The following is a 12,373-nucleotide window of genomic DNA, read 5'->3' on the forward strand; positions in this document are numbered from 1 at the left end:
GGCCACACTAGGCGACCTAGCGGTACCTAAAGTTGCGGTAGACCAATCGAGAATTGAACCCGGCACTTCGGAGGTAGCTCACCATCGCCTCTGCTTGGCTGCGATCCGTACATTCGGCGGCGTTGATAAACTGACCCTGGCGAGCATTCTCAAACCGGGGCGACACCGTGCAGGTGGTAAGTCGGCGAGGCGTGGCCACATCGCGATCTAGCAAGGCATTGATGGCGTCTAGCTCCCGCTGTTCGCCAAAGACCGCTGCCACAAAGGGAGCCAGGGCCGCACCGGGAATTCCGCCGCCCACAAAGCAAGCGGGCCGATCCTCGATGGGAACATTCACAGTTAGGGGAATGGTGTTAATGCGCGCCTCCGAGAGCAGCAACGCGCCATTTGTGCCAATGATCTCTAGGACAGCCTGCCCCCCAGCATTGACCCGAGCATGGTAGCGCGCCGAAACCCCATTAAACTGGGTGCCGCCAAAGTAGGAAATCCAGCACTCATAGCCTGGAATATTACCGGAGGTCTCGGGTGTGGCCACTTGGCCATTGACCAGGGTGGTGGAGGTCTGCTTGAAGTAAATATTCATCTTGCGCAGGTTGTCTGCCGGGTCGCGGAAGACGCGCACTGCGTAGTTAGCGGTTTCAAACCCCAGCAGCGTGTTGCGCTCTAGGGCTCCAGTGATGGGCGCTTCCGGCATTTGGGGGGCATCGATGCCGCTGGCAAATTCGGTGAAAATCACCTGCTCATTGGCTTCGTCCAAAATTTCGAGGCGGGCTTGGCGGCTGCCTCGGTTGTGGCTAGCTCGGAAAATGACGTTGCGGCCAAAGCGAGAGCCAAAGCTTTCGTAGGTCAAAAAGCCGTCGGAGGTGATGGCTCCCCGGAAGCTCGCGGGTTGGGCATTGAGCTCCAGTTCCGTTGGAGCCGTGCGCCGAAATACGTTCATCCGCGCCACGGTGGAACCCGCCGGAATGAATACCCGCACAGCATAGGTGGGCGTGTTAAAGACCAACACATTCCGCTGGGTATTGTTGACCTGAGCCAGCAGGGTTTCCTCGGGCAAGGAGGATGTCCAGGCTGGGCCGATCTCGGTTGTAGGAGACGGCGCAACGGCCCCCACAGGCACCGCCAAACTAATCGACAAAAAACAGGCCGCTAGGGCAAAGGACAGAAACGAGATGAGCCGCCTTGACCAACGATGGAGGCGGTGACTCGGCCAGGCTAGCTTCATAGAAAATCGCTCCCTATACTCCTCACCAGAGAAAGACCACCCAAACCCCCAGAAAACGCATCCCACAACCGGGTGGGAACAGGGGCATCTCAGATCTGGGAACCCGGATATTTCTCTAATTTACGGACGTAATTTTAGCTAACTTTTCTAAAAGCGCTCTCTCTTTTCCAAAAATCTGCAAGGTTGCCTGCCATGGCCCTGCTGTCCTGGGTTTTTGTCACGCCCTAGGCCCATCCTTTTGGATCAACTCCTGAAACCACCGCTGCATCTCTGGACTCAGGTCTAGGGGCAGCGTTCCGGCACGAAGGTGGAGGTCGCGCTGGGGAAAAGGAATTTCAATGTGGTGCTGGCGCAGCAGGGCTTCGAGGGCAAAGTATAGGTCGCTTTTGATCACCAACTGTCGATGGGGCTGGGCAATCCACACCAGCAGTTCAAACCGAAGGGCATTATCGCCAAATCCCAGAAAAAAGACCTGGGGCGATGGTGTTGTCAGAATCTCATCACTTTGGCGACAAGCCTCCAGCAACACCTGCTTCACCTGGATTGGATCGGAGGTATAGGCCACCCCCACAGGCAGGCGAATACGGGAAACAGGGTTGCCGTGGCTCCAGTTGATGATTTCTTGGTCTAAAAGCCGCGAATTGGGCACAATCATCGATACCTGATCCAATGTACGAATTTCGGTGCTGCGGGAGCCAATGCGGTTGACCGTACCCTTAACCGCCCCAAAATCGACAAAATCCCCCACCTGCACGGGCCGCTCAAACACCAGCACCAGGCCGCTGACAAAATCCCTCACCAAGCCCTGCAAACCAAAACCAATCCCAATCCCCAAACCACTGGCAATGAGGGCCAGGGAACTGAGGTCGATGCCCCAGATTTGAAGCACTACGACGGTGCCCAGCAAAATTAGGGTGTACTTGCTGAGGGCGGCAATGGCCTCCTGGGCCGCTAGGCTAATTCCGGCGACATCTAGGATCCGCGACCGCAGCAAGTTTGTGGCCGTATTGGCGGCAATCACCAGGGCCATGAGGGTGGCCAGCAACAGCAGCAAATCCAGCAGGGAATAGGCCCGACTACCCAGCACCAAACTGCGGGCCAGCAGGCCATCGGTTAAGCTGCGGCTGACCACATAGCTAAAGCGGCGCGTCAACGGAAACAGGTTGGTGATGTAGGTGATGGCGCTAAACCACACAACCCCCTGCACCACCAAAAACATCAAGCGAATCAACAGCCCCAGCCCGGTTCTGCGGCCATCCTCCTCGGTGCGACCACCCCACCGAGTGACCAGCGGCAGCAGCCATCGTCGTCCCAGCCCGCTCACCCCAGCCTGGATGCCCAGGGCCACCGCCACCGCCGCCGCCGACCGAGCCAGGGCGGTAATCCAAAAGCTACCCTGGCGCTCGGCCTGGGCCTGGGCCAGTCCTTGGTTGAGAGTGTTGACCCAGATTTGTGCCTGTTCCACCGGGGTTTCCGCCGGATTCAGATCGGCATCGGCCTGGGTTACGGTCATAATGTAGCGGTCGTCCGCAAAGATTACCGGGTTGCCCGCTGCATCCCCAGATCGGCTTTGAATTCGCACGTCGGGCGGGGTGTCCAGTTCTAGCAGGGGCGCAAGGTTGGTTTCAATGGCCGCCGCCCGCTCCGAAGCCCTGAGTTCCGCCGATCCTGGTACCTCAAACAAAAAGATGCTGTCTAAAAACACCGAAGCCGTCTCCGGGGAGGCATTCTGGGCCAAGGCCAATCCACTCCACCCCAGCCCGCCAGCCCACAGGGCCAAGGCCAGCCCCAAACCTAAATATCGAAGCCAGCGTTGGCCACGGCCCGAAGAAAGTCCCATCATCCTCAAACCCGCACATCGCCCCCAGCATAGCGCCCCAGCCCAGCATTCACCGACCGTCGGTGGGCACTTCACCCATGCGCCCTAGGGCATCTAGCGACTCCAGAAATCTGCCCGTGCCCGGAGCCGGATTATGATTGAATAGTTGGGAGTTACCGCCCTAGTTGATCACAAGTCTTCAGAACCTATGGTGAGTTGTCTGCGCCTGTCTCGTCTTGTCCTGGTCTTGGCCCTTGCGGTCACGGTCAGCTTGGGGTGGATGCACCCCGTCCATGCCGCCAGTTTTGATCGGCAAAACCTGCGGATGACCGATCTCTCCAATCAAGACTTGCGCGGCAACGACTACACCCGTGCCGACCTGGCCGAGGCCGATCTCAGCCACACCAACCTGCGCGGCGTGCGCCTGTTCGATACCACCCTTTCCCGCGCCAATCTGGAAGGGGCCGACCTCACTGGGGCCACCGTCGATGGAGCCAGATTTGTGCAGGCCAACCTGACCAACGCCATTCTAGAAGGAGCCTACGCCTTTGGCACCGACTTCCGAGGAGCCACCATTGACGGGGCTGACTTCACCGATGTGCTGCTGGCCCCCAAGGTCAACGCCGCCCTCTGCGATGTGGCTAAGGGCACTAACCCCGTCACCGGACGCGACACCCGCGACACCCTCTATTGCCCCTAGTATTCAATCTTCTCCATGATCGACCCCTCTTTGCTTCGCGCTGTGGTTTGGCTAGATTACCGTCTGGCGGTGCTATTTACGGTGTTTTTGCCCCTAGTTTTGCTGATCTGGGCCTTTGTGCAAAAAAATGAATCTATTCAGCGCCTCACCACCATCTACTGGAAGGTCGCTAGTCTGCTGATGATCACCGTGTATCTGATGATCGGCGGCTTTGCCCTCAGCTTTCTAAGCGCCCTCCTAGCCCGTGTGCTCATTCCTACCAGCCTCTGGTTCTGGGTCGATCTCAATGAGGAAATTCGCGAGCAGCCCGGTTCCGTCCTCAAGTTTGCCTTCTCCGCATGGCGTTGGTCGGTGACGATCTACAACCTTTTGGGCGCAGCCCTGCTGATTCCCTTCCTGCCCTGTGCCTTCTCCAATACTCGCTTCGCCGCCGCCGACTGCCAGGTTTGGCTAGAGCCACCGCTGCTCTACAAGTCCTACCTCCATGCCGACTACACCAATGGTTTTTTGGGCTTCTTCGGCATTTTGGGGCTAGTCATTTACTTTCTTTGTTTGGCCTGGTTTGTGTTCGTTCGCCTGGGCAAACAGGGCCGCCAAGCCATGAACTAGGGTCGCTGCCATAGGATTCGCTGCCATAGGATCATTAGTTAGGATCATTGCCTAAAGCAGGGTTTTCCTAGTGGTGGGTGGTGCCCACTCTACAGGTTTGTCCGATTCTCCACTCCCCACGTCTCCCATGGCTCCCGGTTTTCGCCTCGAACAATACACCCTAAAGCACCCCCAGGCCGTGCTGCGAGTTCTGGCAAAAGTGCATGGCGAAGTAGATGAGATTTTGATTTTTCGAGGGTTTTCCAGTTCTCTGGTGCGGCCCACGGCCTTCGATCCCGATGTGCCTGTGTTGCCAGACGAAGCCCAAATTGACACCATCGACATCCTGGCGGGGCCATACAATCCAGACCAACCCCATTACCTCCACCAAGGGCTGTCCTGGGAGGAGATGCAGGGGTTTTTAGAGGCAGCGGGGCTTTAGGAAGGCTTTAGAAAAATCACTCTCCCCCGGCCAAGGTAGCTTCGGTGGTGGGCGGTGCTCCACAGCGGGGCGGGAATCCGTGCATTGGCGGCGCGGATTCCTTATCCTAGGGAAACATGCCTCACTCCTCTGCCATGCTGCGCGAAATTCATAGCCTTGTTGAAACCCTGACCCCTCGCCTAATTGAAATTCGTCGGCACCTGCACAGCCACCCAGAACTGAGCGGCCAGGAATACAAAACAGCAGCCTACGTGGCGGGAGTGCTGTCGTCCTGCGGGCTACGGGTGCAGGAGTTGGTGGGCAAAACTGGGGTGGTGGCAGAACTTCCTGGGCAGGATCCCAGCAAAATCCTGGCCATTCGGGCTGATATGGACGCTCTGCCCATTCCCGAACGGGTAGAGTTGGAGTTTGCCTCCACCCAAACGGGCATTATGCACGCCTGCGGCCACGATGTGCATACCACGGTGGGCTTGGGCACGGCGATGGTGCTGTCTCAGTTGGGGGTGCCCCTGCCGGGAACGCTACGCTTTTTGTTTCAGCCCGCCGAGGAAACAGCCCAGGGTGCCCGCTGGATGATTGAGGATGGCGTGATGGCTGATGTGTCCGCGATTTTCAGTGTCCATGCCTATCCCAGCGTTCCTGCCCGCACCATCGGCATTCGCTACGGTGCCCTAACGGCAGCAGCGGACGATCTGGACATTACCATCATCGGCGAATCGGGCCACGGGGCTCGCCCCCACGAAGCCATCGACGCCATTTGGATTGCCTCCCAGGTGGTGACAACGCTCCAGCAGTCCATCAGCCGTACCCAAAATCCGCTGCATCCGGTGGTGCTTACCATTGGCCAAATCAGCGGTGGCCGTGCCCCCAACGTGATCGCCGACACGGTGAAACTCTCAGGCACCGTGCGATCTCTCCACCCCGACACCCGCCACCACCTGCCCCAGTGGATCGAAACCATTGTGGCCGGAGTCTGTCAGCCCTACGGGGCCAAGTACGAAATCAACTACCGACGGGGGGTGCCCTCGGTGCTGAATGACCCCGCCCTCACCGACCTCGTCGCCCGCAGCGTCAGCGAAGCCCTAGGCGATCAGGCCATCCAACTCATCCACGAGCCTTCCCTAGGAGCCGAAGACTTTGCCCTCTATTTAGAACACGCCCCCGGCACCATGTTTCGCCTCGGCGTAGGCTTCACGGATCGGGCCGTCAACCATCCCCTCCATCACCCCAAATTTGAAGTAGATGAATCCGCCATCGCCTCCGGGGTGATCACCATGGCCTACAGCAGCTATCGGTATCTACAAAGTCCGTAAAACAAGACCTGTAACACTACATCGGCGTTGCTGACTCAAGCCATGAACAAATCTTGTTAGCCTTGCAACGTCGTTCAAGATTCTGCAAAATCAGACGGCGATTCAGCAATGCCACTCAATCTCAGGGGACTAGCCAACCCATCGCCCAGGGCGTCATAACCTTTTTCTCAGGGAAAAACTCAGATAAACTAGGGATCCCGGCTTCTGAGTTCCGGTGCATCTAACAGGGAGAATCCATTGTCCACCGCCATTCCCATCTATCTCGTCACCGCTGCCGACCTAGCCCAAGCCCATCCCGATAGCCAAGCCTGGGCCACAACCATCGGGTTTAAGGCCGACCCGAATACCCTCTGTCTGGTTCCTGGAGAAGGGGGGTGCATCGCCAAGGTCTTAGTGGGCAAACCCGACACCATCAACACCTGGACATTGGGCAGCCTCTCCACCACCCTGCCGCCCCACACCTACACCCTAGCCGACGATTGGCCCCCAGAACAGGCTACCCAACTCTGGCTGGGCTGGCGACTGGGGGAATATCGCTTCACCCCCTACAAACGCCCCAAAACTCAGAACCGCGCCACCCTCACTCCTCCCGCCGGAGCCGATGGGGCCTACGTGAACCATACCGTTATCGCTACAACCCTTGTTCGCGATCTGATCAACACCCCCGCCGGGGATATGGGGCCAGAGCAGCTGGAATCCACTGCCCAAACCCTCGCAGACGCTCACACCGCTAATCTCACAGTCATTCGTGGAGACGACCTTCTCCAGCAGGGCTATCCCCTGATCCATGCTGTGGGCCGCGCCAGTTCCCAAGCCCCGCGATTGATCGACCTCACCTGGGGGCAGGCGGATCACCCCAAAATCACCCTGGTGGGCAAGGGCGTCTGCTTTGATACGGGTGGCCTCGATATCAAACCTGCGGCGGGCATGAAGCTGATGAAAAAAGACATGGGTGGTGCTGCCCACGTCCTCGGCTTAGCCGCCATGGTCATGGGCCTCCAGCTCCCTGTCAGGCTGCGGGTGCTCATTCCCGCCGTGGAAAACAGCATTTCCGGCAATGCCCTGCATCCCCTGGACGTGGTATCCTCCCGCCGAGGGTTGACTGTGGAGGTGGGCAACACCGATGCTGAGGGTCGCCTCGTCTTGGCCGATGCCCTCTGGGAGGCCGTCAGCGAAGAGCCGGAACCGGAACTGCTGATCGACTTTGCCACCCTCACCGGAGCCGCCCGCATCGCCCTCGGCACTGAACTCCCCGCCTGTTTTTGCAATGACCCTACCGTTGCCGCTGCGCTGCTAGACTGCGGTCTTCAAACCGATGATCCCCTCTGGCAACTGCCGCTCCACCAGCCCTACCGCCCCATGATCGAAAGCAAGGTGGCCGACCTGTCTAACATTTCCGACAGCTCCTATGGGGGGGCAATCACCGCCGCCCTCTTTCTGCAAGAATTTACTAAACCGACTATCCCCTGGGTACACATCGACGTGATGGCCTGGAACATTCGATCCCTCCCCGGTCGCCCCGAAGGCGGTGAGGCCATGGCCATGCGGGCGATCTTTGCCCTCATCGAGCAAACCCTAGCGGATTGTCCATGGCCTCACTGATTAGACTTGCCCCTACGGGCCACGTGTAGGCATGCCTTAGGCATGCCCTAGCACTCTCGTTGCAACTGGAGATCCCCAGCCCTAAAGCCGGATATCCAGCCCCGTCCAAATTCCCTGCTGAGTTTGGTCGATGCTGAAGCGGGTGGCTCCTTGCCCCAAACGATAGTTAGAGTCTTTGTATTGATAGCCTAACTGCAAGGCCCAACTAGGGGAAAAGCGATACCGTGCCCCGGCCCATAGGCTCCAAGCAAAGCTATCGTCGGCCCCAATGGCCAGCCCAGAAAGGTCGCCCCGCAGCCCCAAGGCCCACTGGTCGGAGAGTTCTAGCCCCACCTGAGTGCCTATCATCGGCTTAAACAGCACCGTGGAATCACTCAATCGTGCCGTGCGGTTGGCTCCGGCAATGGCCACATCAAAATCAAGGGAACTGTTCAAAGCTACGAGACGAGCCCCCAGGTAGGGGTCTACCATCAGCCGAGGATAGTTGGATGCGCTAGCAGTACCTGCCCCCAAAACCTGATCAACCACACGATAATAGCCCCCTAGGCTCACCGTTGTTGTACGCCCTGTACCCGTAATGTTCGCATCTAGCGGGGTTCCAGGAGGGATGGGCACCCCCGCCTGGGCCGCAATCACACCCGCCACCGCCGGAGGCAGCGGGAACCCCGTCACCCCTTGCCCTTCCCGCACAAATACGTGGGAGGCATCGGCAAAGAAGCCATACTTGGGCTGACGAGCTTCAAAGCGCAGCGCCCCCGAAAAGATCCGGTCTAGGCTAAACAAATCCCCTAGCCCCGCTGAAACCGACCGAGTGACTCCCCCAATCGTGAGTTCAGACCGGACGCTAAAGGGCACAAATAGGTAGGGTGACAGCACATACTCCCACTCCTCACCATCGGTAGAAGGACGCACCTGGGCCACTTGATTAGGTGCTGGCACCGTCTCAACAACCGATTCAGCCGCTATTAGACCGGGCATCAGGGGCATCAGATCCTGGGCCATCCCTGTTGTTGCACCAGCCTCGAACGCCAGCCCACTTAATCCAAGATCCTCTAAGGCAAGATCTTCTCCAGCTAGTTCATCTGAAGCAACCTCAGGATCCACAGAAACCGGGTCTTGGGCAACCATGCCCGCATATTCGGGCTCCCTATGTTCAACCCTGGGCATCCCCAGCGGGGCTACGTCTTCACGGTTAGATGCTTCAACAACATCCTGACTCCCCCCGGCTTGAGCAAGGGTCGGCCATGCCGCCACCAGCAAGGCTCCTGCACCCGCCACACTCAGTTTTAGTACATTCAAGACCATGGGTATGATTCCAATTTTATTAACACCAGCCGCCTGTGAATTATTACAGGCGGCAACGACTCAGGCTATGGGTATCCTGAATGGCTAACGCTAGCGCAAAAGGTTCTTGTAGATCACACCATCTTTCATAATCACTAAGAAATTGCGTTGTGGATCCTCAATTAATTGAATATTGGCCAAGGGATCTCCATTCACCAGCAGCAAATCCGCTAGGGCACCCGTTTCCACAATGCCCAACTTGCCAGGGTAAGGGTTGCGAGGCCCAGACAACGCCAGCAGTTCTGCATTGGTACTCGTCGCCATTGTCAGCACCTCAGCGGGAGTATACCAACGCACCATTTTGGCAAGCTTAGCCCCCTGCCGAGTCGCGCCCTCAGGATTAAACAGCGTATCCGTGCCCCAGGCGGTTTTTAGATTATATTTTTTGGCCAAGTTGTAGGCATTATCCGTACCCTGGGCCACCAAAAGCTGGCTTTCTCGGCTAGGCGATCCCTCTGGATAGGGGTTAGCATCCTCATCATCCAAAAAGGGCTGCATACTCAGCCACACACCTTTTTCTGCGATGAGTTGAGCGGTTTCTTCGTCGATCAACTGGCCATGCTCAATGCTTTTCACCCCAGCCCGAATCGCCATTTGCACCGCCCTCGGTGTATAGGCATGAACCGCCACATAAGTATTCCAGTTTTCTGCCGACTCCACCGCCGCCCGAATCTCAGCCTCTGTGTACTGGGCGACATCGATAGGATCATAGGCCGAAGCAACCCCGCCGCCAGCCGCTACTTTAATTTGACTGGCCCCCCGCATCAATTGTTCGCGGCTGCTGCGAAGCACCTCCGGCACCCCGTCAGCAATAGCGCTCACCCCAAAGCGTTCCGCCAAACTCAGCTCCGAGGTCGGCGTCCGGGGTAGTTCGGACAAATCCCGAAAGTCGCCGTGTCCCCCAGTCTGGGAAATCATCGCCCCCGACGGCCAAACACGAGGCCCCACAACGGTTCCAGCATCAATGGCACGCTTGAGTTCAAACACTGGCCCTGCCATATCGCGAACACTGGTAAACCCACGCATCAGCATCGCCGTTGCATTCTCCTGGGCTCTCCGAAACAGGGCTTCTGGAGTCGCCGTTGCCGCCACCAGATCCGCCTCGGTGCTGGTTTCCATGAATAGGTGGCTATGGGCATCGATTAAACCGGGCATGAGCACCCGCCCCTGGCCGTTAATGCGCGTCACGGTAGCCGTAGCAGGTGGCGTGAGATCTTGGGTACTGACGCCACTAATGGTATTTCCCACCACCAACACATTGGCTGGCCCAGACAACTGCGGCGAAACTCCATCAAAAATGCGGACATTTTCAAACAACACCGCCGTTGATGCCGCCGCCATACTCGACGGGCGACTTTGGGCTAACCCAGTTTGGGTGAAAATCCCCAGCAGCCCGACCAGAACAACCCCAACCACCAAGCCCAAAAGTCCACGGCGCAGTCCCATACAATCCTTTCATCCCTACCAAAAGTAGCTTGCTTCATCACCGATCCAACAGCTTAGGCTCGTAGAAAAGGTGACATGAGCAATGCATTCAAAGACTATCAACCTATTTCCATCAATGCCAATACTTTTAGTTTTTCCAAATAAATCAAAATAAAATAATTCCCCAATCACAATCAAAAACCGCCCAAATCTTTCGACTTGAGCGGTTTTTGATTAATACCCTGGCATTGAGCTATTTTGACGAGGGGCAACCCCCTCACTATCTTCGCCGCAGGTGCGTTTCACGTCTGAGTTCGGGATGGGTCAGAGTGGTTCCACACCGCCATAAACACCAGGAAAGGTGAAATGTTGGTTTGTCCTTGGACTACACGTTAGAGAAGTGATGTTGATTGAACACTCAGGGAATGAGTCTGAGTGCTGCGAATGAGATAAGGTCAAGCCCTCGGTCTGTTAGTATTCCTCGACTGCATCCATTACTGGACTTCCATCTAGAACCTATTAACGGGTGGTCTACCCGTGACCTTACTGGCTTATGCCATGGGAACACTCATCTTGAGGTGGGCTTCCCACTTAGATGCTTTCAGCGGTTATCCACTCCGCACTTGGCTACCCTGCGTTTACCGTTGGCACGATAACAGGTACACCAGCGGTGCGTTCTTCCCGGTCCTCTCGTACTAAGGAAGACTCCTCTCAATGTTCCTACGCCTGCACCGGATATGGACCGAACTGTCTCACGACGTTCTGAACCCAGCTCACGTACCGCTTTAATGGGCGAACAGCCCAACCCTTGGGACCGACTACAGCCCCAGGTTGCGATGAGCCGACATCGAGGTGCCAAACCTCCCCGTCGATGTGAACTCTTGGGGGAGATCAGCCTGTTATCCCTAGAGTAACTTTTATCCGTTGAGCGACGGCCCTTCCACGCGGAACCGTCGGATCACTAAGGCCTACTTTCGTACCTGCTCGACTTGTCAGTCTTGCAGTCAAGCTCTCTTATGCCTTTACACTCGATGGCTGATTTCCAACCAGCCTGAGAGAACCTTTGCGCGCCTCCGTTACCATTTAGGAGGCGACCGCCCCAGTCAAACTGCCCACCTGATACTGTCCGCTGCCCGGATAACGGGTCAACGTTAGAATTCTAGCCTGTCAAGAGTGGTATCTCACCAGTGACTCCACAACCCCCACAAGGACTGCTTCATAGTCTCCCACCTATCCTGCGCATGACAAGCCCGAACCCAATACCAAGCTACAGTAAAGCTTCATAGGGTCTTTCTGTCCGGGTGCAGGTAGTCCGTATCTTCACAGACATTCCTATTTCGCCGAGCCTCTCTCCGAGACAGCTCCCAGATCGTTACGCCTTTCGTGCGGGTCGGAACTTACCCGACAAGGAATTTCGCTACCTTAGGACCGTTATAGTTACGGCCGCCGTTCACCGGGGCTTCAGTCGCTAGCTTCAACTCCGAAGAATCTGACCAACTTCCTTAACCTTCCGGCACTGGGCAGGCGTCAGCCCCCATACATCGTCTTGCGACTTAGCGGAGACCTGTGTTTTTGGTAAACAGTCGCCTGGGACTCTTCACTGCGGCCACCTTTCAGTGGCACCCCTTCTCCCGAAGTTACGGGGCCATTTTGCCGAGTTCCTTAGAGAGAGTTATCTCGCGCCCCTTAGTATACTCTACCTTCCCACCTGTGTCGGTTTAGGGTACGGGCTCATTTGAATTAACGTGGTTCGGGCTTTTCTTGGAAGCCTGACGTCAGACACTTCCCCGCCGTAGCGGGTCGTACTCGTGCCTCAGCTCAAGACGTTTTCGCCGTCTCTCATCACCTCGGACACTTAAACCGGGACTACCATTACCCGGCTGTCTTAGCCTTCTCCGTCCCCCGCCACAATCCA

At 57.1% G+C, this 12,373-nt stretch carries 9 protein-coding genes and 2 rRNA genes (1 of these 11 cut by a window edge); 5 read left to right on the forward strand and 6 right to left on the reverse strand.

What is annotated here, in order from left to right:
• Window positions 1-16 precede the first annotated feature (16 nt).
• Both GFS31_RS18005 and GFS31_RS18010 read right to left on the reverse strand, forming a co-directional pair.
• Window positions 17-1,225, reverse strand: a complete 1,209-nt coding sequence (locus GFS31_RS18005) for a hypothetical protein (RefSeq protein WP_198806112.1) — start codon at window positions 1,223-1,225, stop codon at window positions 17-19.
• A 217-nt stretch (window positions 1,226-1,442) separates the two neighbouring features.
• The gene (locus tag GFS31_RS18010) at window positions 1,443-3,068 is read right to left on the reverse strand and encodes a mechanosensitive ion channel family protein (RefSeq protein WP_225907493.1); all 1,626 of its coding nucleotides are present in this window, start codon (window positions 3,066-3,068) and stop codon (window positions 1,443-1,445) included.
• Window positions 3,069-3,252: 184 nt separating this feature from the next.
• On the opposite strand from GFS31_RS18010, the gene GFS31_RS18015 reads away from it, so the two are divergent.
• The 5 genes from GFS31_RS18015 (at window position 3,253) to GFS31_RS18035 (ending at window position 7,689) form a co-directional block, all read left to right on the forward strand.
• Entirely contained in the window at window positions 3,253-3,744 is a 492-nt protein-coding gene (locus GFS31_RS18015) for a pentapeptide repeat-containing protein (protein WP_198806113.1), read from the forward strand.
• Between the two features lie 15 nt (window positions 3,745-3,759).
• The gene (locus GFS31_RS18020; RefSeq protein WP_198806114.1) at window positions 3,760-4,353 is read left to right on the forward strand and encodes a DUF3177 family protein; all 594 of its coding nucleotides are present in this window, start codon (window positions 3,760-3,762) and stop codon (window positions 4,351-4,353) included.
• A gap of 127 nt (window positions 4,354-4,480) precedes the next feature.
• Window positions 4,481-4,774 carry a hypothetical protein gene (locus GFS31_RS18025; RefSeq protein ID WP_198806115.1) on the forward strand — a complete coding sequence of 98 codons (294 nt, stop codon included), beginning with the start codon at window positions 4,481-4,483 and terminating at the stop codon, window positions 4,772-4,774.
• A gap of 116 nt (window positions 4,775-4,890) precedes the next feature.
• Entirely contained in the window at window positions 4,891-6,087 is a 1,197-nt protein-coding gene (locus GFS31_RS18030; protein ID WP_317135047.1) for a M20 family metallopeptidase, read from the forward strand.
• A gap of 237 nt (window positions 6,088-6,324) precedes the next feature.
• Window positions 6,325-7,689: a leucyl aminopeptidase family protein gene (locus GFS31_RS18035; protein WP_198806116.1), complete on the forward strand. Its 1,365-nt coding sequence runs from the start codon at window positions 6,325-6,327 to the stop codon at window positions 7,687-7,689.
• An 81-nt stretch (window positions 7,690-7,770) separates the two neighbouring features.
• On the opposite strand, the gene GFS31_RS18040 is transcribed toward GFS31_RS18035, so the two are convergent.
• The 4 genes from GFS31_RS18040 to GFS31_RS18055 form a co-directional block, all read right to left on the reverse strand.
• Window positions 7,771-8,994: an outer membrane protein gene (locus GFS31_RS18040; protein WP_198806117.1), complete on the reverse strand. Its 1,224-nt coding sequence runs from the start codon at window positions 8,992-8,994 to the stop codon at window positions 7,771-7,773.
• 90 nt (window positions 8,995-9,084) lie between these two features.
• Window positions 9,085-10,479, reverse strand: coding sequence for a metal-dependent hydrolase family protein (locus GFS31_RS18045; RefSeq protein ID WP_198806118.1), 1,395 nt, complete (start codon window positions 10,477-10,479; stop codon window positions 9,085-9,087).
• 219 nt (window positions 10,480-10,698) lie between these two features.
• Window positions 10,699-10,815: ribosomal RNA gene (gene rrf, locus GFS31_RS18050) — 5S ribosomal RNA — on the reverse strand.
• Window positions 10,816-10,909: 94 nt separating this feature from the next.
• Window positions 10,910-12,373, reverse strand: a 23S ribosomal RNA gene (locus tag GFS31_RS18055); it runs 1,420 nt beyond the window's last position.

Origin of the sequence: Leptolyngbya sp. BL0902 (assembly GCF_016403105.1) — a bacterium.
Classification (GTDB): Bacteria; Cyanobacteriota; Cyanobacteriia; order Phormidesmidales; family Phormidesmidaceae; genus Nodosilinea.